The organism is Bacillus sp. AR8-1 (genome assembly GCF_008042345.1).
GTDB lineage: Bacteria > Bacillota > Bacilli > Bacillales > Bacillaceae_G > Bacillus_A > Bacillus_A cereus.
On the sequence record NZ_QNUB01000021.1, the window covers coordinates 137398 to 159982 of the forward strand.

The following is a 22585-nucleotide window of genomic DNA, read 5'->3' on the forward strand; positions in this document are numbered from 1 at the left end:
ATAATTCAGCTTTATATTAAAATGAAATTTTTATTAAGATCATTATTATTTCCACATAATACTTTTAATTCTGCTTATACTATAGCTGTAACTTAAAGTTACATATCATTTACTTGTAGGGCCTAGTTTCTTTTGTACGACAGGTAGTTAGCTCATTAAGCTAGCTACTTTGTTGTGCAAAAGAAAGTTTTTATTTAGTTTACTTTCCTGCATAACATTTTCAAATCTGTTTATACTATAAATGTAACTTGTGGTTACAATTTGCGTATCCATGTGGAATAGTATTTACAGCAGGCAGTTAGCTACTTTAGCTAGCTGCTTTGTTGTGCAAAAGAAAGATCTGCACATGTATTCATTTCATCAACTGGGCATTGAGAGTTGACACTTTTAAGAGGCTCTTTTAATTTGCACATAATTTCCAAAGTAAAATCCATACTATCTTTAGGTCTTAACATCCAAAATCCCCATTTCGGCCCAAGACCTAATCAATTACCCATCTCCCTTCCTTGGGGCGAAGCAGTTAGCGAAAGCTAACTGCTTTTTTTCACAAATTAATTAGATTAGACATATGTTAATACTGGTTATGATTAGTATTACGCCTACCTCTCAAGAGCACTTATATACAGTGCTCTCTTCTCACATAATTTTCAAACTCACATTAATATTGCTTACATACCAACTAAAAAGTTTTTGGTTTTACTGCCCACTTCTTACACATATCTTAATATTGAAGGGTGTTTATCTACCGAGTTACCTCCTTATCGAAGAGCACTCTTTTAGGTGCTCTTTTTTCACATTGCATAATTCTTTTACACTTGTATAAACTACAGATAGTTTCATTTTTGAGACACACACACTCTGTCTTAACAAGCTTCAATGGCGCAGTTAGTCCTTTGTTAACTTTTCTGTCGGTATTGTTGTCACCTTATAATTAGGTGCTCATACATTAATATTGAACGACAACTCATAGGACATTGAACTACCTCTCCAAGGGCACTTTTCGTAGTGCTCTTTTTGATTTAATATCAAATAGCGTTTTTGTTTGATTTCTTTCTTCATATAATCCTTCCTATTTGATTTTTACATACCATCTAATGAAATTAACGTAACTTACCTTGTTATACTTTCTGTGCCACTTGAATGACTTATCTAATGAATTTTCTATAGAATTCCAATGATTCATTTCAAAATTAATAAATACAACATTTCTTTTCTTTTGGAAATTACATAATTGACGTTTACGTGTATGTCTCATTACGTCACTTCTTTCTATTCAAATAACGATTTTGTTAGGTTCTGCCCCATCCATTTTTTATACGCCTTTCCGCTAAACACATTTTTCTAGAAAATCCTATATTATTGAACAGAGTTATCGACTTTCAACTTGAAAATTTTTACTTTTGATGATGTAACCACCTATAATGGAAATATACTTTTTTTCAAGGGAGGTATCTAATGTATATATCAAATAAAATTGGCTTATTTAGCTGGATTGCAACTTGTCTATACTTTTTAATTGAACCTTTCTTTATTTTCACTTCTACAGCACCTTATAACTATTTGCATCATGCAATGAGTGATCTAGGTGTAACAACCTGCGGAGAATTCACCTACGAAATAGCTCCTTATGAAATATGCTCCCCTAATCACTTTTGGATGAATTTACTCTTTATTCTTAATGGAATAACATTTTGTATTGGAGTACTATATATTTCACAACATCTAGAAAAAACAAGAATTAATAGAATAGCAACATTTTTTATACTTATAATAGGAATCTCTACTATAGTTTCAGGATTAATTCCTGCAGATGTAAACCTAATTGGACATTCCATTCTAGTTTGGATAGGCATGCTTACTGTATTTCCAGGACTATTTATTTTTGCTAAGAATCTTAAAAAAACTAGAAAATGGACATATTTCTGCTTACTAAGCTTAATAGTAATAACAATCCTTATCTCACTTGTTTTTCTTTTCCCCTTACCTGCAGGTCTACTACAAAGACTTTTTTACTTGGTTCTTTTCGTTTGGGGAACTGTATCAACCTATAAATTGATAAAATAAAGATTTTATATAAAAACTGCACATATACTAGAAACATACATACAATACTCATAATCATTTCAGAATTAGCCATTGAGCACCTTTTACGTTGCCCTTTATTTGTACTAAATAATAATTTTGTTAAAGAAGCGAATAAAGTTAAATATTCTGCTAATGCTAATCACAATACAATCTGCTTCTTACCCAGGTTGTATCGAATAGAGCAGTTATTATAAATAGCTGCTCTTTTTAATTTTTGTTTTATAAACTTGAAAATTTTGCCCATACTATACATAACTCACGAAAAATTGATACTCCTTAAATTCGTGGATGTAATGTTCTTATAGCAGTTAGCTTTTGCTAGCTGCTCTTTTGTATTTAGTTAAAAATAAGTTTTAGGTCTTATTCCTTTTCTACATCATATACTTTTAGCCTAAACATCCAGCTCAAAGTGTTACCTCCTATCTTAAAGAGCACTTATGCATGGTGCTCTTTTTTATTTTATTTTCTTTCATTTCCGCATAACATTTTCAACCCTGTTCATACTATTTTTGTAACTTAAAGTTACAAACTATTTCTGTAAGCGCAGCGTTTCTTTTGTACAACAAGCAGTTAGTTTTATTAACTAGCTGCTTTGTTGTGCAAAAGAAAGATCTGCACATGTATTAAGAACATACATAAAATATCATGTGGTATTCTTTTTCAATTTTAGTTTTGGTCATGGAGCGCCTTAAAAAGCGCTCTTTATATTTGGAAATAACCGTTTCGTTCAAACATACACACGATTTATATAAACTAAGCATATATTTACATAGACAAGACATAACTTTTACTTTACATGCACAATTTTTGTGCATGTTTTTTATTTAACAAAATAACTATTTTATTATGTTTCTTAACTTACAGTAATGACCTAAAAAAGACATTCATATATATTTATCAGATGCACTTTGAAATCCCAGAGTATCTAATACTTTTAAGAATTGACTGAACAAAAATATTCGGCTTCTCTTTAAAAAATTATTAAAAATAACTTAGATACAAAAAAGCTACGTTTTATATAGGATAAAAAATTATCTTACGTAAAGGAGCTTGATTATTTGTGAATTATCAAAATGATAACAACTCCAAACCTTGCAATTGTCCATCCCCCACGTCTAACAGTTTAAATGTTGTTCAAACTACCCCATCAATAGTTTCTGTAAATTCTGCGATTCCACTAGATACAGTGGTAAATTCTAATGGAACGGCAATCTCATTCACACCGCCAACAACCGTTTTACTTGAAGGTGGAAGAACCTATTTGGCAATATATGAAGTGCAAGTTATCATTCAACCAGGAGGTAATTCGGCAGGTGTCACTATGTATCTGAATAATAATCCAATCATTGGCTCTGGTACTTCTCTGGGATATACTGCAGGATTCACTTCTGTATCAGCACCCGCTATTTTCACTACACCTCCAGGTATAGCAAGTACTCTTACTGTTAATGTAGGACCATATTCTAATACATTGAATACGTTGGGCTTAACTCTTGCTGTTGTAGCATTAACATAGTAAAATCTAATATTTTCTAAAATAAATTTCTTTGTCCTTTAACTGCGATTTGGAGTTAGCCTCTAAGTACTCCCTATAACTACATATAAAAAAAGAATATTATCTAGACCATTAGTACTGGGTGACTCGGCTGACAAAATTGCTGAGTCACCTATTTTTCTATTAAAATAGCATTTTTGTTTAGTTTCACTCTAAAAGTAAAATTTTCATTTTTCCATTTAACAAAGTTCATAACATATTCTTTTCCTCCGATAAAATAATGATTAGGTGTCCCATGCGCATTTTATTCACTGGAAATAATACCTTTCACGTACTTACGTATTAGAAACTTCATTTCTACTTCTTCTGCAATAGCAATTTTGTTCATTTTTTTGATACATTTATGAAACATTCACATGTTATCTTCAATATGTTCTATTCTTTTTGAAAAACCATGTGAGAATACCAAAACAAGAAGTCCTAGAGCCCTAACTCTAGGACTTCTTGTTTTAAATAACTATTTTGTTAAAAACTCTCTTTTTTCGTTTTCTTACACCCTAAAATACAAATATTATAAAATAAAAGAACACTATAATTTAAGGAGGTGAAAAAATGTCAGTTGGAGCATGGATCCCCATTTTATTAGTATTTGCTGGGTCAATTTACTTTGCTTGCAAGAAAGCAAAAAGTAATTAATTAAAAGAAAACCGTTAATACCTATCAGTTGATTCACTATTTACTTTTAAAGTACATATACTTATACGGACTATAAAAAATAAACATTATAGTTCTTGGTCCAAGAGAACCATACGCCCTAACGGTTCTCTTTTCGATGCAGTATTCTATTACAATTAATTTTTATGTTACAATTATCTACAGCACATATTTTAATAGGCACAACAAATCTTATACATATAGGAGGACCTTAATGATCCCAACTCAAGAAAAGAACATAAAATTAATTATGCATTTTCTTACCTTATTATCTTTTTTTATTCTTATTTTCTTTAGCGTCACAATTTTTTATATACCGTTGATTTTTTATTTTGTGTACAAATCACAAAACATTCGAAAAAATATCCTTGAAGCTATGTTTTACCAACTATTCATTTGGATAATTACAGTGATTTGGAATCTTTTCATAATAAGAATCTTAATGCTATCTTTATCTAATTTAGACTTAGCTTCAAATAACGCTTTGATTATTTTCGGAATAGCTCCCTTATATTTGATACTGTTTCTTTTGTTAATTTTCGGACCTATAAAAGGAATTTTATATGTGCTACAAGAAAAAGACTTTCATTATCCTATTATTTCCAAATGGATTAACAAATAAAATTACGTGTAGAAGAATTCAGAGTTTTACTGAATTCTTTTTTTATGGATCTTTCAAAGCCTTTTACATACTCCTCCGTTCCTTCTTTTAAATAAAATCCAAATTTTTATACCAATTAATTGACTGACATTGAATTTTTTGGGATTATATGATAATATTTATATATAAAATCATTACCCTTATAAAAAAGAGCCATGAGCCTTTCCACTCATGGCTCTTTTTTATTACAATTTTCATTTCATATCTACACGATTTTGACTAGCTTCTCGGCTAAATCCGTCTGGGTATCTTGTTGCCAATTTAGATATATTCATTTGAGCAATATCTTCTAGGGTATATCCCATTTCATGAGACATGATTGAAATGTAGTACAAGATGTCCCCTAGCTCTAAAGCGATTTTATGTGTATTTCCTTCTTCTTCTCCTGGACAATGAGCTGGATCAAATCCATGACCATGAAAAATTGCTTTTTTTACAACATCAGCAACCTCACCAGCTTCTCCCGTAAGACCTAATGCTGCATTTAAAACACGTCCACCAAAATCGTTATTTGTATTCCATGTACGTAATGCCGCTTCTTGATATTGATCTAATTCACTAATATGATTGATATTCATTACAGCTTGTCCTTCCTTTGATTCACTAACTAATTTAGTTGTTTCATATACACCGTTTTCCATAACGTTCATTTTATTTTCCCCTTCCTATTTAGCAAATCCCTAATCCTATTGGACGATTTTCAATTAAATACTTATCAGCTTGATCTATTACAAGAAGCGCAACTTCCGCTTGGTGTCTCCTTAACGCTTTTGCCATCTTCGGCAAACTCATACCTTGACTCCACATTTCACAAAAACGTACTACATCTCTTTCATCCCAAATGAAGTTAGCTTCTTCTAAAGCGATGTATATTTTTAACCGTGATTCCTTCATCGCTTTATGATTTCTTGCTACACTCATAAGCGAACCTACTTTCTAAAATTGATTATTTTATCTTTTCAGTAAACTTAGTATCTACACGATCAACTTTACCATTTACCCAAACCGCAACTTGCTCACCGAATCCACTCATTGGCGGATTTACTACTGTTACATTTCCGTCCTTCACTATTAAAAGTTTGTTGCTACTAACATCGATTTCTATTTTTTTCATATGTCCCTCTCCTTTTTACTACCGCATGTACTCGACAACATCAGGTTTAAAACCACTTCCTAAATAAACCCGTACCGGAATTATTTCTTTTTTATCCCTTGCTGCCTTACACAATTCTTCAGCTGTATCCCAATTGAAAAACTTATCTACAGCTCTTTGAAATCTCCATATTGCCATTACATACTGTTCAAAAATATCATAGCGATCATCTTGTTTAGTTGTGCGTGGTAATTCATCCGTACACTTTGCATTCGTTGGAACCTGGACGCGTACGTCAGCGTATGTAGTGCGTCCAGTTCCTCTCTTCACATTTGCCTTCATTACATCGAACTCACAAATTGCTGGCTCTACATCAAAAATGTTTAGTTGCTTAGGCATGTGCCAGCCCACTCTTCTGAATAAGATCCAGTAATTCACTTGCCCCTTCCTTGCTTAAAAACATTCGGCCACCTAGTAACTCTATGTTGGCTTCAGAAACTTCACCCGTTACAAAACAAGACTTTTCATGTTTTCTTAAAACGATTTTTTCCTCTTCAACATGAAATCCTAATGCTGTACCTTCAGCAATCCCTAGAGTTCTGCGTAACTCTACTGGAATTACTACACGACCTAACTCGTCCACTTTTCTTGCAACGCCTGTGGTTTTCATACCTTACTCTCCTTTAGTATTTTTATATTTATTTAGAATCTCATCCAAACGTTTCTTATTATCCTCGAAATCCTCGCTTGAAGCTTGCGGTGGTTGTTGTTGCATTGGTTTAAATTCTTTCTGCTGATGTAACCAATCTGGTACAACTTCAGTTCGATTAGCATAACCTTTACCAGTACGTTTTTTGCTTTGTTGTTGTCTTCGAAATGATGCTTGTGCTACTTCTACATCTTGAATTGTTTTAAAACCATGTTGATGCCAATCTTTTAAAATTCCTTTTGTATAAGACCAATTACGTTTATTGTTTTCTAAAGTGATTTTCATTGCTTCAACTACTAACGATTGATTAAGCTCATCTATCCATTGATTAATTTCTTCTCCCATGAATGGAGAGATATGTCCGAAATTTTTCATATAAAAATCGATTGCGAGATTTTCTACTACTAAAGGTACTTCTTTTTCTTCTTTTTTTTCTTTTTCTTGTTCTTCTTCTTTTTCTTGTTCTTCTTCTTTTTCTTGTTCTTCTTCTTGTCCCCCACTCGTGCCACGGTTCGTTAACGTATCGTTATACGAGTCGTGAATAAACGTTTCAATTAGCTTTTTTATGGACTTTTGCTCTATATGTTTGCAGATTGGAATCAACAAAGATATATTTTTCACTTCTTTTAATTCTTTCTTTATTAAATCTTCAACTGGTTTTCCAGCTTTTTTTAGGTTGTATTTCCCCCAATTAAAAATGACTAATTCTCTGGTTTCATTATCGTATTTTATTATCTTGTGATAGTCTTCGAAACGTTGCATCAAAGCCTTTATAGTTTCATGTGAATAACCTGTTTCAAAAGCCATTTGTTTTTTTGTTATTTGATACACACCAATTTGTTTAGTTTGTGGATTAGTTAATAAATATAAGAAAAAGTACTTATCTTCTGGTGTGAAATCTTCTTGCACTTTCACATCATTCCAAAATGAAGTGTGTACTTGTCTAAATATCGCCATCTTTTTACCTCCTAGTACAAATTGCAATATATGCTTGTCCGCTTTTGATAATTCGTTGAATTCTATAATGCGGATAACAAACACTGAAATATTGCTGTATCATCTGTTTTAATTCGTCTTTGCTTTTTGCTAAATCCCAAAACTTATTAGGTAATAGCACTTGATATTCGATTAAATCCATGTACTATTTCCCTACTTTCCGTGGTATACTTAGAACAACTTATTTTTTAGAAAAGGATCCATTGCCGTGGGTCTTTTTATTTTGTTCTACGTCACTCCAAGCCCATTGTTTTATTGGTTCGTAAGTAATGTAAAGCAACCATGCACTACATGCGATAAACATTGCCAATATAACTAATGATGTTGTATCTTCCACTAAATCACCTCCTTTTGTGCTTCAAGCCAAGCTTCTAAATCCTTTTGCAGAAAAAGTAGTTTACGCCCTTCTCTTATTACTGGAAACCTAGGGTGATTTGCTAATTCATACATTCTGCAAACCGCAATGTTGAGGTAAGCTGCGGCTTCTTTCACTCGCATAACCTTATTTGGTTGTGATTGTTGTTGTAAATCAGCTATTGCTGATCTAATTTCCTCTCTTACAATTTCACGAATAGATTCTTTAATAAATTGTTCTAAACCCATTTTCTTTCACTCCTTTTAAATAAGTTTCATACAATGAAACTTATTGTTTAAAATTTTTTTCTTGTTCCTTAAATAATATAGTTGGCTCCTTTCCCAATACTTTAGATATATTAACTGCTACATCATAGTAAACCCTTAAATTCCAATTAATTATTTTATAGCAGTATGACTTCGATATCCCTACTCTTTTAGCTAGTTCATGATATTTAAGTCCAGATTCTTCAAATGCTTTTTGAAGTTCTGTTTTAGGTGTATCGGTTTGCATCTGATCACTCCCTTCTGATGCTTACAAGTTCATTATATGTTTCATTGTATGAAACTTCAAGTGTTTTTTATAAAAAATTTCAGAATAGGAAACTTTTTTGTTCTTTACGTTTCTTGTCAGGAAACTTTATAATAAAATTAATAGGATTTAGGATTATTGAAAAGTCTTAATAAGGGGAGTTTTTTTATGGATATGAAAGATAGAATAAAACAAATTCGTTTAGAACATAAAATGAACCAAGAACAATTTGGTAAAGAAGTAGATCTTACTAAGGGTACCGTTTCTAAATTCGAAAATGGAAAAGCCTTCCCGAGTCGTGAGACAATAGAAAAAATAGCGAAAAGATTTGCCGTTCCTGTGAACTACTTATATGGAGAAAATAACGAAGCAAACCAGGATGATAATAAATATGAGAAGTTTAAAGAAATTATGGCATGGCTAGAACCACTTCCAAAAGATAAAGAAGATATGGCATTAGACCAGATGTTAGCTATTGCTCAAGCTCTAAATAAACATCATAAGAAAATGGAAAAATAGCCTCTCGAATTAAGATAGGCTATTTTTTTTAATCTCTGCAATATATTCCTCTAATTTTTCAGGAGCGAATTCCTTTACTGTATCTAAGAATAGCATTACAATTTCTTCTTTTGTCACTACTAGTTCCCCCTTGCATCCTGTTATTTATACGTGGACTTTCTAAAAGTGGAAAGTTTTTGTCGTTCCAGTCAAAATGTTTCCATTCCCTTTAAAGCAGAAATGACACTATCTAATAGATAGTGTCATTTCTTGTATTTATATAATTATCCGCCTCCGGGACCTGGATCAATCATGTATAGAATTGTTTTTTGTTCTTTAGCGCTTTGTACTTTATCTTTTTCTGTCACTTGAAAAGTTGTGATAGAAAGACAAGCTACAACTACAATAGATAACACTACTTTTACAAACTTATTTTTCAAGTGCTTCACCACCTTTTATGTATAGTTTAATTATAACATTTCAATACTTCTTTTGGTAGAAACATATAGAAAAAATCACCTGATTTAGAAAAACTTTCAAGGGATAGTTCTAAGTATCTTTTTCCTTCTTTGCCTCCAACCGCGAGCCCCATATAATACAATTGAAAACTACTAAGATACCCGTTTTTATTTTTTAAGGTCTGTAAAATTCTAATTGCGTTTTCATTCTCACCTAACCTTACATATAAAAAAGCTCTCTCAGCTTCATCTAAATCATCATAGTTAATAGTATGTAAATCTCTCTTATGGTATATTCTTAAAAATAAAAGTGTATTAAGGACTTTTTCCCTCCTTAATTCTAATTTCTTGTTAGATGGATCACCAATAACTTTTAGTGACTTTTCCATGTACTCTTTAGCTTTCTGATAATCGGAGAAAACATAACTTTCTCCAATTTTACAATACGCTACCGCCTTAGTACTGACATAACAATTTGTCTCGTCGTTTATTATATCAAAACATTGTTGACGAGATTCTCTTAACTTATTTTCATGAAGATTCACAAAAATCTCCATTTCTTTTATTCTTAACAAAAATGAATCTCTTAAAGAGCGACATTTAATTTTTATAATATCAGGTAATAATTGTTGAATATATTCATTCACCATCTTGTAATTACCTAAATCAAAAAAAGAATATATTGTGTTTAGAATTAACATTATTACAAGTTCATTATCAATAAATTTTTGATTTTTTCTCATTTTTTCAACTTTCTCAAAGAACACCTTAGGTGTAATCGTATTTTCACTTCTTTCTCGCAATGTTTGGTATAACGGAACCAAGTTTAAGTTTATTCGTACTGTTTTCGAAATACCTTTTTTCATTTCTTTTTCGCTCTCTGTTTGGTTGCTCTTAAATTTATTTATCTGTTGCATAATCATATCTTGAAGTTCATATTCTCCAAACATATCTAACACTTCTAATGCTAATTTTAAATTTTTGTGTGAAAGTGTTGGTATGCACTCTTTGATACAGTTTCTTCTAAACTTAATATCTTTAGGCTTATATAACCTAAGTGCATCCACAAAGTGCATAAAATCAAATTTACCCTTTTTATTAAAATAGCTATTTACAGTTGTGTGTGTTACTTTAAAACGCATCGCTAACTTCCTATTTGTATAACCGGATAATTTTAGACTTTCTTGCATATCATTAAAATCCAATAAAACTTGCACAATCTCTGTCCTCCTTATGGACAAAAGACACGTCATCCCTAGTTTTTACATTTACAGAGAAACGTGTCATTATATCTAAGTTGTGTGTTATACTAATGTTAGAAGACTTATGACAGTTGTTTTCCCTACTGTGGTTAGGGAGACGGTGTAGGGGTGTTGCAGCACCACTTACACAGTCATGGGTCTTTTTTATGTCCATTTTTAGTTATTTTCATAATATCACAAAAATTAGGAATTTTATTTATTTGCTAATCTGAAAATTATTGAGAAAGTTTAATAATTAATATAACAAAGTATTCTTTTATATTGGATAACAATATCTCTTCCACTCATTAAACTTAATATATATAAGATGGTTAGCAAGTGATTTAACAACCACATCACATGTATTATTGCAGCTATTTATCAAACGCTTTTAATTTTATTTCCATGAATACAGCAAAAAAAGAGGTCTTATGGCTCTTTTTTTATTCCTTAATAACAATCTAAATATGGTAAAATATACCCATCGCTGATATGTCCAAACATGTAATTTTCATAGCAGCAAAATTACAACTAGACTTATACAACATGATTCAAAACAAAATGAAGGAGTGTTTTAAGTGAAAGGACATATTCGAAAAAGAGGAAATAAATATTGCATCGTTATTGATATCGGCCCTGATCCAGAGACAGGAAAAAGAAGACAGAAGTGGTTTTCTGGATATAAGACAAAAAAAGAAGCACAGGCCGATGTAGCAAAGAAGATTACAGAGTTGAATGAAGGAACTTTTATAGAACCATCTAAAGTTACGTTAAAAGAGTATCTAAATCACTGGCTAGAAATTAAAAGTATGAGTATAGAAAAGAGCACCTTTGCTGGCTATAGGGCATTTATCAACCAACATGTTATACCTAGTATAGGAATGGTCGCGCTTCATAAATTAAATGTTATGCACATTCAAAAATGCTATAAGACTACGATAGATAAAGGGATTGCAAGCAATTCTATTCTGCTTATGCATAGAATTTTAAAAAGCGCTTTAAACCTAGCCGTAAAACAAAATATTATGTCTCGAAATCCAGCAGATTTTGCTGAGATACCTAAAAAAGAAAAAACCCCTATCCAGACTTGGACAGAGGAAGAAGTAAAAAAGTTTTTAGCTCATTCACAAGAATCACGATATCACATTGGGTATCTACTTGCAATAACTACAGGTATGCGTCTGGGAGAAGTTTTAGGTTTACGATGGCAGGATGTTGATTTTGAAAAACATACCGTTACAATAAATCAAACATCTGGTCATGACAATAAGATCAAAAAAACTGCAAAAACAAATTCGTCAAAACGTACAATTCCTGTACCTAATGAAACAATAGCCGCCTTAAAAAAACATAAAATTTTAATTAATAAAGAGAAATTAAGGTTTGGTTCTGCTTATCTAGATCAAGATTTAATAAATTGTAATGAGTTTGGAAGAATCATAAAAAGAGCACCTTTCAGAAAAAGTTTCATTAGGGCGACACACAAAGTAGGTATAAAAGAAATTAAATTCCATGATTTAAGACATACACACGCAACTATACTATTGAAACAAGGAGTTAACCCTAAAATCATCAGTGAGAGATTAGGTCATACAGATATTTCAATGACATTAAGTGTCTATTCTCATGTTTTACCGAATATGCAAGAAGAAGCCGTTAAAAACTTTGGTAAAAGCATCTTTGGATAACGTATGTTTGCAAAATGTTTGCAATTCATAAAAATAGGTCAAACAAACGTTGTTATATCAGGGTTTGTTTAACCTATCATCTTATATTCTTGATAAAATCTCCGAATCCCTATTGAAATATTTAATAATGGAGCGTTCTCACCACCGCGGGTTATGCATTCGAATCGATATACATAGGAGAAAAAATCTTGTGTTTTTTCATCTTTTATCGGCCCTGACATCGCCTCACAAATATTTTGTGATCTAAGAGGGGAAAAATAGATTTCTTCTTCATTTGTATTTTCTAAATATATAGGACGCTCACAAAAAATATGTGAGATTAAAGCGGGCACCCACTTAGAATACGTTTCATTATCATGTAGTACTGGCAAATTAGAAATCAAATCGGATTGCCATTCATATTTTGGTGGTTCTACTAATCTATTTGGTTTCCAATCATGAATAATCTCATACCAACTTTGAAAAATATAATCGAGCTGCTCTTGTCTAATAGGTTCTTTCGATACAATCCATGGTGTATTTTCATTTAATACGTACGGGTTATGCTGAATAAACAATATATCCGAAAACATATCATACAATCTTTCATTCAAACGTTTCAACTTACTCGTTAATAAAAATGTCTTATAATGTATCTCTACGATGTCCAGCCATTCAATAGGAAAGTATATAAATGATACCTTTTCATTTAAAAGGGGTTCTACTATATTTTCAAATGTTAGCAGCCTTAATTTTTTCATAAAATGATTCCTTCCTTTCTTCAGTTGTCTTGATTATCAAAAAGCTAGAACAATAGTTACTTAATCTAATCCATTTAAACCAAGTATTTAAAAGAAACGTAAAAACTGTTTATCTACATAAATTATTATCAAACCGACTCTTTTAAAAATTCAAAGTAATTATCATGTATAACACCTCTATTATATTTGAATTTCGATACATTCGAATTATACATTACACTTAATGCATTGTACTTATCATTTACAATATCTTTACAAAAAAACCAAAAAAGAACACCTTAATTCGGTGCCCTTTTTACAAATATCAACCTTTATGTAATTGAACATATAGATAACAGTAATCCCCCAAATGAAATTGCTCCTAGTAAACCTACTACAACTCCTGTTAAACAAATACAATCAGCAAGACAAATAGAAGACTGCGATAATGGAACAAATGACCTACTTGTACTCGAACCATATTGTTTTATTTTCTCATAATTCACATCTAACATTAGATGTAAACATGTTACACCATCCTCAATAGTATGTAGAGGTTCTTTTTCTAATCGCTCCAATAATTTACTATCAAAAGCAACTGATAGAGGATACTGCTTATCTAATTTCATATTTTGATAAATTAGTTGCAAACGAGATAATATATTGTTTTTCTTCTTTTCAGATGTTACTGTACATTTCATTTTATTAAATTCATTTAATAACAGTGTCAATTCATCTCTTTTTCCGTATAAATCTTTAGCTATTTTTCTCTTTAGTTTATACGAATGGATAATAGATTTTAGTTCAATCATATTCATACACTTCCTAATTACATATTATTTACCCGATTATTTTATAGATAAACAGTACTTTTTAATCTTATTTAAATTACACTCAAGCATCTTCATTTACTATCGATTAACATTACATTAACCTTACAAAGTTGTAATAAATTCATTAGCTAGAAGAAATCAATCCCTAAACCAGACAGATATTTGATGATAAAACCATAAGAAAAAAGCAATGATTAGATTTTAAATCTAGTCATTGCTTTATCCATCACCTCTTGATTACACCTATATATCTTATTGTTACTCTTTCACTTGAATGACTGAATATATCCATTAATAATGGCTATATTCTTTGTCGGCAAGTACATATATAAAACTAATGTTTTTTAATTGATAAAGTGAAGCTTTAATCAGCTCTCACCAATCGGGCTTTTATGGACAGTCCGCCACCTAACTTCTCTTTGCTCTCTCTGAATTTTAAGGGAGATTTTATTACCCGCAAATAGTGGGATAAATGTAATTAATATTCATACGTTACAATAGTACCAGTAGTATCAGTAGTACCACTAAAACCATCAAAACAATTAGAGCAACCACCACAGCCGCCACAACCTCCGCAACCTCCGCAACCAAAACAACCGAAGCAACCAATACAACGGAATCCACCACAACGGAATCCGCCACAACGACCTCCACCACAACCACCACAACGACCACAACCGCCACAGCGACGAGCAGCATCTTCAATATAGTAATATGGATATTGGTTTTGCTGGTCCCAATAGACAATATTTCCAGACCGGTAATCATTAAGACTTAACGCTTGTAGTTCTTGTTGAAACTGATTCATTTTCATAACCTCCGTTTATAAAATACAACCTCATTGATGCTTCCCTATATTTCTGTTCGTTACATCTAAGTAAAAATAGTGCTATAAACTAAGTTCAATACGTACACCAACAAAGTATGACTTATCACTAAATGATGCACCTTGTTCATATACCTATTTTTGCTATGGGCTCATTTTTATAAAGTGAAACTTTAATCAGTGGGGGGGAGTTCATCCCCCGCTGATTATTAGTCCTCACCAATCAGGCTTTTACGAACAGCCCGTTAATGCGGGATAAATAAAAATTAAAAAATATGAATTCTAGCGTCATATCTTCATACCTACTAAATTCAATTAATTTCTCAATAATTATGTTGTCATATCCTATATATTTCCGTCTGCCGCTTAGATTTTTCTGTACTGTAAATGCCTTTCACTATAACACCTCCAAGTAACCGGTTTCTATGACAGATAAGAAATTCCTACAAAGAAAAAAGCCCTTATTAGGGCTTTTCATTCTATTTCTCCAGCAAAACTCTCTATGAAATTCCTAATAGAAAAAAGACACACTTAGATTGATGCGTCTTTTTGTGATGCCTCTTTTGTGAAATCATATAAAGCAATTGCGCCTAAAAGAACAAGTATACCTTGAGGAACATCTAGTAAAATAGTTTTCCAAATTTCTGGAATTACCCATTTAATATCTGCTGCTGTTTCAAGATATGTTTGGAAATAGCTGATTGTGAAATTAATTATCCCTAAAAATACAAACAACGATAAACCAAATCGAATTAATTTCTTATTTGTAAACATATAACACCTCTCAAAATTCATTGGATATTCCTGCTTTTGCTTCTTTATATTTCCATATCTTTATATCTAATTTTAACACATAAAGAACTCAAAAAAATACGATATGCATATTTGCATATCGTATTAACCACACTCCATGATAATTTAGAAGTTCCTGCAAAGAAAAAACAACTCCGTTACAGCTAACAGCTCAGGTTTCTTTTCTTATTTAACTTCATACCACCAACATTTACGTTCTTTGATTGTAAAATAAATGTGACAGAAGTTTATCCAGTTAATGCGTAGACAAGTAAATGAGCTAAATTATCGATATTCTATTTCGCCATATCCGTAGCACTAATGACTTTACGCGAATTTGACAAGAAAAAATATATAGATAGGTATGATCCATACCTATCTATAACATTACTTCTATTCTTTATCCAATTACGTCTTTTACGTCTGTATCCACTGGCCACTTTTCTAATGTATAAGCCATTTCCCAAAATGAATATTCATATTGACTGCTAATAATAAAATGCTGTTTCATACGTTTGCGGTCTGCCTCTGTTACTTTTTCAGCGATAGTATCTAAACGTGTAATTTGTTCTTCAACTAGCGTACGGAACCAATCAGATCCATAAGCAGAAATCCATTCGTTATAAATTGGCTCTTCCGGCTGGCACTCTTTTAAGCGTTCGCCAATTTCATAATACAACCAATAGCAAGGTAAAATTACTGCAATGATATCTCCTAAATGCCCTTCATACGCAGCACGATACATATGTGAAGTATACGCATATGCAGTTGGCGCAGGAATAAAATTATCTTTTTCTTCTTTTGTTATCCCTAGCTTTTTAGCAAAATTCTCATGTAAAGATAACTCGGCCTCATATGTATTTTGAGCATGATGTGCCATACGAGCTGTCGTCTCTAATTCAAGAGCTTTTGCAGCTCCTAAAGTTTGTACTCTAGCAAAATGACTCAAATAATATGAATCTTGAAGCACATAATAGCGAAAACTAGCTAAATCTAATGTTCCTTCACCAAGTTTTTTTACAAAAGGATGGTTAAAACTCGCTTCCCAAATTGAATCTACTTCTTTACGTAATGATTGTGAAAAAGTCATTTAAATCCCTCCAATAATGTATAAAATATAAGTATTTATCCACAATTATTAAAGCTGTAAAATAAAAAAACTTTCTTTACAGGCGTAAAGAAAGTGAAATTGACAGTATTTATTTACTCATTAAATAGCAACGTCTTTCCCACTTCCCTACGCTGGCATTAACCAGATCAGGTACTAAGAGTCTCAAAATCACATTTGATCTCAGCCTATAAAAGGCTCCCCTAGTGGATAAATATTTTGTTTTTATAATGTATTCATCATAGCATACTTCGTGAAACTGTCAAAAGAATTAGTTATATAATCTCCTTAAAACCCTTCTTCATTTCTAACTTTTAATGATGTTTCAATAATTATATCTAATAGTTTGCTATAACTAATTCCCGCTGCTTCTGCACTTTTGGGCAATAGGCTTGATTGTGTCATCCCTGGTAATGTATTAATTTCCATTACATATGGAATTCCGTCCTTCACCATCATATCAACTCTTGCATAAACACTACATTTTAATGCTTTATAACAAGTCAGTGAAGCTTTATTTACACGTTCATTAATTTCTGCTGGAAGTTCGATAACTTCCTCAACTGTACTAGTATCATCATATTTTGCATTGTAATCAAAGAACTCGGCTGCATGTCGAATTGAAACTATAGGTAACTGTTTTCCATCCAGAATAGAACATGTAATTTCATCACCTTTTATATACTTCTCAATTACTACTTCAGAATCCCATTCGAATACAGTTTCTAGCATTGAGATCAATTCATTTTTATTGTAAACGATTTTCACCCCGACACTCGATCCGCCAGAGTTTGGTTTTACCACTAATGGAAATCCTAACTTATCTAACTCATCAAGATTTAGATCCTCCATTTTTGTAAGTTCAATCCAATCTGGTGTTTCTACACCTTCATAACGTAAAATCTTTTTCGAAATATTTTTATCCATACATATACTGCTAGATAACATATTACTTCCGCTATAAGGAATCCCTAAACTCTCCAGTGTTCCTTGAACTGTCCCATCTTCTCCGTATTTTCCGTGTAATGCGAGCAATGCAAAGTCAATGTCTTTCGCTTTTTCAATTAAATCCATTTTTTCGTTTAATGTAATTGGAACTATTTCATACTTATTTTTATCTAAATGAGCAATCATTTCATTCCCCGTCATAATTGAAACTTGTTTTTCAGACGATACCCCGCCCATAATAACACCGATTTTCATTTTCTCAACTCCAAATTTCATTTTTTAATGTATCACCAATTATTTTAATTCCCCGAACTATTTCTTCTTCTTTCAAGCGCGAAAACCCTAATCGGAAAGTGTTTGCTCCTTCTCCATCAGAGTAAAAAACATCTCCAGGTGAAAACGTAACGCCTTTCTCATAACACTTTTGTAAAAGTGTGCGGGCATTCATATGCTCTTCTAGCTCTATAAATAAATGAAGTCCACCATCTCCAGTCATTCTTTTAAAAGGAATGTACTGGTTACATGCCCCGACAGCTAACTCATATTTTTTCTTATAAACAGATCTTGCCTTTTTTAAATATTTTTCAAAATATCCCTCATGTAAATATTGAAACAGAACAGCTTGATCTAGCGTAGATGTGTGAATCGTTCTTGCTCTTTTTACGCTTTCTAAATAATGAATCAGCTCTTTATCTGCAATAATCCAGCCTACACGTAAACCAGGGAAAAGTACCTTTGAAAAGCTACTAATATAAATCACATTATTGCCAGCTCCAGCAAAAGTTAATAATGGAGCTAAATGTGAACCTGAATAACGTAATTCTTCATTAAATCCGTCCTCTATAATAGGAACTTTGTATTTTGAGAATAACCTCATCAATTCCGTTCTTTTCTCTGAACTCGTAACGATACCGGTTGGATTATGATAAGAAGGAATTAAATAAGCAAAATCAAAATCTTTTTCACACAAGCTTTTTTCAACTTCATTCGTATCAATACCATCCTCACCCATATCAATCCCATGAACTTCAAGTCCATGTAAGCGGAACAACTTTAGCGCAGCGTGGTGAGTTGGATTCTCACAAATGACACGACCGGATTTTTTTGATAAAGAAGAGATTACAATATCCAATCCTTCTGTAAATCCATTTGTAATTAGAATATCTTTATTCGAAATGTCTACACCTTTCATTTCCATGTAATGAAGTAAATAATTCATTAACGGTCTATATCCCTTTGCATATCCGTAGTTCAATACGATGTCCCCTTCAATGGACATACGAGTAAGAAAAGCTCTTTTGAAATTTTCAACATCAAATAGCTTCTCATCCGGGGCTATACTATTAAAAACAATCATTCCCTTTTCCCAACGAACACCATGTTTCATTAAATCTAATTCATCCGCTAATGCGGTCACTGTATTAAGTTTATTTTTCCAATCTATTTCAACAGACGAAGTGTTAGATATATCCACCTTCGCAACAAAGTTCCCTTTTCCTTTAACTGCATAAATGAGTCCTTCTTGCTCTAAATCTGCATAAGCAGCGAGTACAGTGTTTCTACTCACACTTAGTAATTCACTTAGTTCCCTTGTTGATGGGATTTTTTGATCCCCGAGCAAATGCCCTTTCATAATCATCTTTTTCAAATAGTCTTTTAATTGAATATAAACGGGACGATCTTTAACAACTTTAAAATCCTTAAACAATTCCTTACCCCCTGCAATCATTTTTGCATATTTATTTCATTCTCAAAAGGTCCACGATATATGTATTTTTTATAAAGGGCGGTACGGTCTTACAAATCTTTTCGATATAAGTTAATTACATCTTTTAAAGCTGCAGCTGCTGCGCCTCGTGGATTAGAAGCCCCGCCAATTGTAGTAACTTGCCCCATCGTATCTGTAAAGAACGTAATTCCTTTTTCGGTCCCATTTACTTTTGCTAACGGATGATCTTTTTCTATTTCGCACGGTTCAACATTTAAATTCACATTGCCACCCTCATCCTTATATATTGATGCTATTAATTTAATAATTTTATGTTGTTTCTTAGCATTTTGTATTTGCTGTTTTGTAACGTGCTCGATTCCTTTTATATGTATATCAGTAAGTGTTTTCTCTGTTTCCATTAAGCTGTTAGTCAAAAGTAACAATTTACACGCACTATCTGAACCACTTATATCTAATATAGGGTTTGTCTCAGCAATCCCTTTATTTTGTGCTTCTTTCAGCGCTTCTTCAAATGTCATATCTTCCTCATACATTTTCGTAAGAATATAATTAGTTGTTCCATTTAATATTCCTTCTATTTTATCAATACTGCAACCGGCTAAACTAAATTGTCCAATATCTAGTGTCGGTAGTGCAGCGGCTGTTGCACCGCTATATCGAATTCGTACATTTGCGCCTCTTGCTGCTTCATTTATTTCTCTCCAGTTTGTAACGAGCGCACCTTTAGAAATTGCTACTATATCCATCTGTTTCTCAATCGCTTGTTTCATATATTGTTTCCCTGGATTTCCATCTTTAAGATTTGTAACCGTTGATTCTACCAATACAGTACCACTTATGCTAGTTGTTGCACGTTCCTTCGGATGATACTCTAAATATTTTTCAATTGCAGCGGTACCGCCACCATACATCAATAAATGATGAAGTGATAAGCCGTCTTCATTATGTATTGCAATATTTCTCCCTAATACTCCGCTTACAACTAATTGAATCCCATATGTTTCATATATATATGAATATTTTTCATTTAATAATTTTATAAACTCTCTGCCTACTGTTCCGTATCCTGATAATATAACTTGAATTTTCATAATATCCCCCCATATTTTTCTATCAAATCCCTCTTTCAATATAATATAAAGCGCTCTCGAATTCCATCGAGAGCGCTTTATTATTACCTATTTCGGTAAACGTGATAGCTTTTCAGCAATTGTTCTATAAAACTCTTGAATGCTAGAAAAACCTAACGAGTCTGAAACACTTAACCCTACCATGTCGAGATGATCCCAATTCGCTTTCGTTTCGATATGATTCCATTTTCCAATCTGTAATGACTCATTATTATTTACAGTAACATTAGAAGATGGTGCAATCATAGAATTTGTATTTACTACACCATCATTTTGCCACCAAGAAGTATCAACTAGCGGACGGTTTTCTTCATATCTCGCATAAGAACCTAAGAAAAATGCATTTCCCATTAACACTTTATTCATCGTTATATGAGGCAAATGTAAACCTGTTATAGGTGCTGCTTGTGATGCATGTCCACTATAGGATAAATAATACACATCTGGTTGCGTCTTTACCCAATTATTTAACTCCTTTGCACCATCTGTACTTAAATCCCATTGACTTATATCTTTTGTATTTTTCCAAAGTGAACTATTTAGAATACGATTACTATATTGGAAAAAGGACTCTCCAGTATTCTTCTTTATACCCCATTGATCCAATTTAAAATCATATAATGATAAATTATTGTTTCCTCCAAAGCTTGCAGCTGTAATGAGTAAATCTTTAACGAACGGCAGTAGAAGACTACCATCCGCAAGTGTTGTACCGTTGTGAGGGGTTGCTAATGTTGTAACACTATGAACGTATGATTTTCCGCCTTCAAATAGTGGTGATATTTTGGTGTCTGGGTGATTTTTCACATAATTCTTTTCTTCAAAACTACCTTCTTTTAATAGCTGTACTAATGTTCTAATCGTTTGTCCACCCATGCTATGTCCAACTAAATGAATTTTATTTGTTTCACTCCAATTCGGCGCAAAACCACTATAAGTTCTGCCAAAACGATTATGTCCATGTTTCTCAGCATGTACTGCACCATAGTCTACTGTCCCACCGCTAATTTGTGCATACAATTCACATGCACGATCCCAGTTACTAGAAACAGGTCCAACAGCTGCGGTATGTACCGTATAACCATTGCGTTTCAAATCTTCCTGTATATCATGAACACCACCCCAATATTTTACGCCAAGCATTTCTTCTCTACCCCATCCAGCAAATCCATTCACCAATATGATAGGATAATTATTTTGTTGCCTCTCTTCAGCGTATGATATTTTCGCTGCGAATGAACATACGGTCACTAATGCGAAAAAACATATTTTTAAAAATAACTTCCCCATACTTTCTCCCCCTAATAAAACGTTTACATTTTTCTTTTCAAAAATTAACAGAATAATTTAACAACTTAAACATAATGTAAAGTATTTTATATACGTTGTATATATAGAAAACATATACAAATGTTGATAAATATTAATTCAAGTAAATATTTACTTTTTACAATATAACTTGTAAATCTATTTATTTAGATTTATAATTAGATATAGTTTCCTCATGTTAAAAAGATTTAAAAACCATAAGAAAACTAATCTCATTGCTTCAAAAAGGAGGAAAAAACATGCAAATCGGATCAAATATTCATACATTATCTCAACCTACTAAAATAACTCCATCTACTCTTGAGCATAATACTATCTCTTCTACTAAACTTGAAAGTAAGAAAGTAAATGAACCTATCAAGTTTGATATTCGTTCATCTGAAAAAGAAATGAAACAGCCTGAGCATAAATTTAATGAATTAGATTTATGGAAGATGTTAAAGGATAAAGGTGTTCCTTTATGGATCATCCTTGAAATGCTACAAAAGGCTCGTAAAGAAAAAGAAGCCCAAAATAATTCAGTTCAAAATTCAAATGCGATTGAGGAAACAAGCGAGACTCGATTAAATGAAGTAATGTAAAGCATAATAATTGATTTGTCTATAAACTAAAAAGAGTTCGAAGCTGATAAACTATCTATCAAC

26 protein-coding genes, 1 pseudogene and 1 riboswitch are annotated in these 22585 nt (G+C 32.2%); of the genes and pseudogenes, 6 read left to right on the forward strand and 21 right to left on the reverse strand.

Features of this window, described 5'->3' with window-relative positions; all coding sequences use genetic code 11:
- Positions 1 to 1455: 1455 nt before the first annotated feature.
- The 3 genes from DN400_RS17420 (at position 1456) to DN400_RS17430 (ending at position 4916) form a co-directional block, all read left to right on the forward strand.
- Entirely contained in the window at positions 1456 to 2064 is a 609-nt protein-coding gene (locus tag DN400_RS17420) for a DUF998 domain-containing protein (RefSeq protein WP_147801788.1), read from the forward strand.
- A gap of 1081 nt (positions 2065 to 3145) precedes the next feature.
- Complete coding sequence (locus tag DN400_RS17425; protein WP_147801789.1) at positions 3146 to 3601, forward strand: hypothetical protein; 456 nt, start codon at positions 3146 to 3148, stop codon at positions 3599 to 3601.
- Positions 3602 to 4508: 907 nt separating this feature from the next.
- Complete coding sequence (locus tag DN400_RS17430) at positions 4509 to 4916, forward strand: magnetosome magnetite crystal formation protein family (RefSeq protein ID WP_098683957.1); 408 nt, start codon at positions 4509 to 4511, stop codon at positions 4914 to 4916.
- Between the two features lie 233 nt (positions 4917 to 5149).
- Here the strand turns inward: DN400_RS17430 and DN400_RS17435 are convergent, their stop codons facing one another.
- From DN400_RS17435 to DN400_RS17470, 9 genes are all read right to left on the reverse strand, one after another.
- On the reverse strand, positions 5150 to 5605 hold the full coding sequence (locus tag DN400_RS17435; protein WP_001102014.1) for a nucleoside triphosphate pyrophosphohydrolase family protein: 456 nt from the start codon (positions 5603 to 5605) through the stop codon (positions 5150 to 5152).
- A gap of 19 nt (positions 5606 to 5624) precedes the next feature.
- Positions 5625 to 5876, reverse strand: coding sequence for a helix-turn-helix domain containing protein (locus tag DN400_RS17440; protein ID WP_147801790.1), 252 nt, complete (start codon positions 5874 to 5876; stop codon positions 5625 to 5627).
- A gap of 25 nt (positions 5877 to 5901) precedes the next feature.
- Positions 5902 to 6069: a DUF3954 domain-containing protein gene (locus tag DN400_RS17445; protein ID WP_000717828.1), complete on the reverse strand. Its 168-nt coding sequence runs from the start codon at positions 6067 to 6069 to the stop codon at positions 5902 to 5904.
- An 18-nt stretch (positions 6070 to 6087) separates the two neighbouring features.
- The gene (locus DN400_RS17450) at positions 6088 to 6447 is read right to left on the reverse strand and encodes a hypothetical protein (protein ID WP_001125968.1); all 360 of its coding nucleotides are present in this window, start codon (positions 6445 to 6447) and stop codon (positions 6088 to 6090) included.
- A complete protein-coding gene (locus tag DN400_RS17455) occupies positions 6440 to 6718 on the reverse strand; it encodes an AbrB/MazE/SpoVT family DNA-binding domain-containing protein (RefSeq protein WP_147801791.1) in 279 nt (92 codons plus the stop codon). The genes DN400_RS17450 and DN400_RS17455 overlap by 8 nt, the downstream gene beginning before the upstream one ends.
- A 3-nt stretch (positions 6719 to 6721) precedes the next feature.
- A complete protein-coding gene (locus DN400_RS17460; protein ID WP_147801792.1) occupies positions 6722 to 7714 on the reverse strand; it encodes a DnaD domain-containing protein in 993 nt (330 codons plus the stop codon).
- Between the two features lie 220 nt (positions 7715 to 7934).
- Positions 7935 to 8090, reverse strand: a complete 156-nt coding sequence (locus tag DN400_RS29550; protein WP_097995375.1) for a hypothetical protein — start codon at positions 8088 to 8090, stop codon at positions 7935 to 7937.
- Positions 8090 to 8356: a helix-turn-helix domain-containing protein gene (locus DN400_RS17465; protein ID WP_000522182.1), complete on the reverse strand. Its 267-nt coding sequence runs from the start codon at positions 8354 to 8356 to the stop codon at positions 8090 to 8092. Before DN400_RS17465 ends, DN400_RS29550 begins: the two co-directional genes overlap by 1 nt.
- A 40-nt stretch (positions 8357 to 8396) precedes the next feature.
- Positions 8397 to 8621 (reverse strand): helix-turn-helix domain-containing protein, encoded by a 225-nt coding sequence (locus DN400_RS17470; protein WP_147801793.1) that lies wholly within the window; start codon positions 8619 to 8621, stop codon positions 8397 to 8399.
- 186 nt (positions 8622 to 8807) lie between these two features.
- Between DN400_RS17470 and DN400_RS17475 the strand changes: the two genes are divergently transcribed.
- On the forward strand, positions 8808 to 9158 hold the full coding sequence (locus DN400_RS17475; protein WP_000367269.1) for a helix-turn-helix transcriptional regulator: 351 nt from the start codon (positions 8808 to 8810) through the stop codon (positions 9156 to 9158).
- A 263-nt stretch (positions 9159 to 9421) separates the two neighbouring features.
- On the opposite strand, the gene DN400_RS29555 is transcribed toward DN400_RS17475, so the two are convergent.
- Together DN400_RS29555 and DN400_RS17480 are read right to left on the reverse strand one after the other, a co-directional pair.
- The gene (locus DN400_RS29555) at positions 9422 to 9577 is read right to left on the reverse strand and encodes a hypothetical protein (RefSeq protein ID WP_000790841.1); all 156 of its coding nucleotides are present in this window, start codon (positions 9575 to 9577) and stop codon (positions 9422 to 9424) included.
- A 26-nt stretch (positions 9578 to 9603) separates the two neighbouring features.
- Positions 9604 to 10812 (reverse strand): AimR family lysis-lysogeny pheromone receptor, encoded by a 1209-nt coding sequence (locus DN400_RS17480; RefSeq protein ID WP_098849795.1) that lies wholly within the window; start codon positions 10810 to 10812, stop codon positions 9604 to 9606.
- Positions 10813 to 11414: 602 nt separating this feature from the next.
- Here DN400_RS17480 and DN400_RS17485 point away from each other — a divergent pair.
- Complete coding sequence (locus DN400_RS17485) at positions 11415 to 12524, forward strand: site-specific integrase (protein ID WP_147801794.1); 1110 nt, start codon at positions 11415 to 11417, stop codon at positions 12522 to 12524.
- 68 nt (positions 12525 to 12592) lie between these two features.
- Here the strand turns inward: DN400_RS17485 and DN400_RS17490 are convergent, their stop codons facing one another.
- The 10 genes and pseudogenes from DN400_RS17490 to DN400_RS17535 all read right to left on the reverse strand — a co-directional run bounded on the left by DN400_RS17490 (position 12593) and on the right by DN400_RS17535 (position 21902).
- Positions 12593 to 13264, reverse strand: coding sequence for a pPIWI_RE module domain-containing protein (locus tag DN400_RS17490; protein WP_000736204.1), 672 nt, complete (start codon positions 13262 to 13264; stop codon positions 12593 to 12595).
- Positions 13265 to 13575: 311 nt separating this feature from the next.
- On the reverse strand, positions 13576 to 14061 hold the full coding sequence (locus DN400_RS17495) for a hypothetical protein (protein WP_002041181.1): 486 nt from the start codon (positions 14059 to 14061) through the stop codon (positions 13576 to 13578).
- A 209-nt stretch (positions 14062 to 14270) separates the two neighbouring features.
- A pseudogene (locus DN400_RS29695) lies at positions 14271 to 14402 on the reverse strand (site-specific integrase); the annotation flags it as partial.
- 152 nt (positions 14403 to 14554) lie between these two features.
- Complete coding sequence (locus DN400_RS17500; protein WP_016512777.1) at positions 14555 to 14884, reverse strand: heterocycloanthracin/sonorensin family bacteriocin; 330 nt, start codon at positions 14882 to 14884, stop codon at positions 14555 to 14557.
- 549 nt (positions 14885 to 15433) lie between these two features.
- Positions 15434 to 15697: a DUF3937 domain-containing protein gene (locus tag DN400_RS17505; protein WP_002082716.1), complete on the reverse strand. Its 264-nt coding sequence runs from the start codon at positions 15695 to 15697 to the stop codon at positions 15434 to 15436.
- A gap of 397 nt (positions 15698 to 16094) precedes the next feature.
- The gene (tenA, locus tag DN400_RS17515) at positions 16095 to 16784 is read right to left on the reverse strand and encodes a thiaminase II (RefSeq protein ID WP_016512778.1); all 690 of its coding nucleotides are present in this window, start codon (positions 16782 to 16784) and stop codon (positions 16095 to 16097) included.
- Between the two features lie 127 nt (positions 16785 to 16911).
- Positions 16912 to 17017, reverse strand: a riboswitch (TPP riboswitch).
- 73 nt (positions 17018 to 17090) lie between these two features.
- Entirely contained in the window at positions 17091 to 18005 is a 915-nt protein-coding gene (locus DN400_RS17520; protein WP_002094034.1) for a D-alanine--D-alanine ligase, read from the reverse strand.
- 4 nt (positions 18006 to 18009) lie between these two features.
- On the reverse strand, positions 18010 to 19458 hold the full coding sequence (gene pdxR / locus DN400_RS17525; RefSeq protein ID WP_016512780.1) for a MocR-like pyridoxine biosynthesis transcription factor PdxR: 1449 nt from the start codon (positions 19456 to 19458) through the stop codon (positions 18010 to 18012).
- Positions 19459 to 19547: 89 nt separating this feature from the next.
- Complete coding sequence (locus tag DN400_RS17530) at positions 19548 to 20573, reverse strand: homoserine dehydrogenase (protein WP_065228882.1); 1026 nt, start codon at positions 20571 to 20573, stop codon at positions 19548 to 19550.
- An 87-nt stretch (positions 20574 to 20660) separates the two neighbouring features.
- Entirely contained in the window at positions 20661 to 21902 is a 1242-nt protein-coding gene (locus DN400_RS17535) for an esterase/lipase family protein (RefSeq protein WP_098256094.1), read from the reverse strand.
- Positions 21903 to 22180: 278 nt separating this feature from the next.
- On the opposite strand from DN400_RS17535, the gene DN400_RS17540 reads away from it, so the two are divergent.
- A complete protein-coding gene (locus DN400_RS17540) occupies positions 22181 to 22522 on the forward strand; it encodes a DUF3914 domain-containing protein (protein ID WP_065228880.1) in 342 nt (113 codons plus the stop codon).
- The last annotated feature ends 63 nt before the right edge of the window (positions 22523 to 22585 follow it).

Bases quoted from the DNA above. Each gene is read 5' to 3' on its own strand.
- DN400_RS17420 (WP_147801788.1), top strand. From the start codon at position 1,456: ATGTATATATCAAATAAAATTGGCTTATTTAGCTGGATTGCAACTTGT.
- DN400_RS17430 (WP_098683957.1), top strand. From the start codon at position 4,509: ATGATCCCAACTCAAGAAAAGAACATAAAATTAATTATGCATTTTCTT.
- DN400_RS17435 (WP_001102014.1), bottom strand. From the start codon at position 5,605: ATGAACGTTATGGAAAACGGTGTATATGAAACAACTAAATTAGTTAGT.
- DN400_RS17440 (WP_147801790.1), bottom strand. From the start codon at position 5,876: ATGAGTGTAGCAAGAAATCATAAAGCGATGAAGGAATCACGGTTAAAA.
- DN400_RS17445 (WP_000717828.1), bottom strand. From the start codon at position 6,069: ATGAAAAAAATAGAAATCGATGTTAGTAGCAACAAACTTTTAATAGTG.
- DN400_RS17450 (WP_001125968.1), bottom strand. From the start codon at position 6,447: ATGCCTAAGCAACTAAACATTTTTGATGTAGAGCCAGCAATTTGTGAG.
- DN400_RS17455 (WP_147801791.1), bottom strand. From the start codon at position 6,718: ATGAAAACCACAGGCGTTGCAAGAAAAGTGGACGAGTTAGGTCGTGTA.
- DN400_RS17460 (WP_147801792.1), bottom strand. From the start codon at position 7,714: ATGGCGATATTTAGACAAGTACACACTTCATTTTGGAATGATGTGAAA.
- DN400_RS17465 (WP_000522182.1), bottom strand. From the start codon at position 8,356: ATGGGTTTAGAACAATTTATTAAAGAATCTATTCGTGAAATTGTAAGA.
- DN400_RS17470 (WP_147801793.1), bottom strand. From the start codon at position 8,621: ATGCAAACCGATACACCTAAAACAGAACTTCAAAAAGCATTTGAAGAA.
- DN400_RS17475 (WP_000367269.1), top strand. From the start codon at position 8,808: ATGGATATGAAAGATAGAATAAAACAAATTCGTTTAGAACATAAAATG.
- DN400_RS17490 (WP_000736204.1), bottom strand. From the start codon at position 13,264: ATGAAAAAATTAAGGCTGCTAACATTTGAAAATATAGTAGAACCCCTT.
- DN400_RS17495 (WP_002041181.1), bottom strand. From the start codon at position 14,061: ATGAATATGATTGAACTAAAATCTATTATCCATTCGTATAAACTAAAG.
- DN400_RS17500 (WP_016512777.1), bottom strand. From the start codon at position 14,884: ATGAATCAGTTTCAACAAGAACTACAAGCGTTAAGTCTTAATGATTAC.
- DN400_RS17505 (WP_002082716.1), bottom strand. From the start codon at position 15,697: ATGAATTTTGAGAGGTGTTATATGTTTACAAATAAGAAATTAATTCGA.
- tenA (WP_016512778.1), bottom strand. From the start codon at position 16,784: ATGACTTTTTCACAATCATTACGTAAAGAAGTAGATTCAATTTGGGAA.
- DN400_RS17520 (WP_002094034.1), bottom strand. From the start codon at position 18,005: ATGAAAATCGGTGTTATTATGGGCGGGGTATCGTCTGAAAAACAAGTT.
- DN400_RS17530 (WP_065228882.1), bottom strand. From the start codon at position 20,573: ATGAAAATTCAAGTTATATTATCAGGATACGGAACAGTAGGCAGAGAG.
- DN400_RS17535 (WP_098256094.1), bottom strand. From the start codon at position 21,902: ATGGGGAAGTTATTTTTAAAAATATGTTTTTTCGCATTAGTGACCGTA.
- DN400_RS17540 (WP_065228880.1), top strand. From the start codon at position 22,181: ATGCAAATCGGATCAAATATTCATACATTATCTCAACCTACTAAAATA.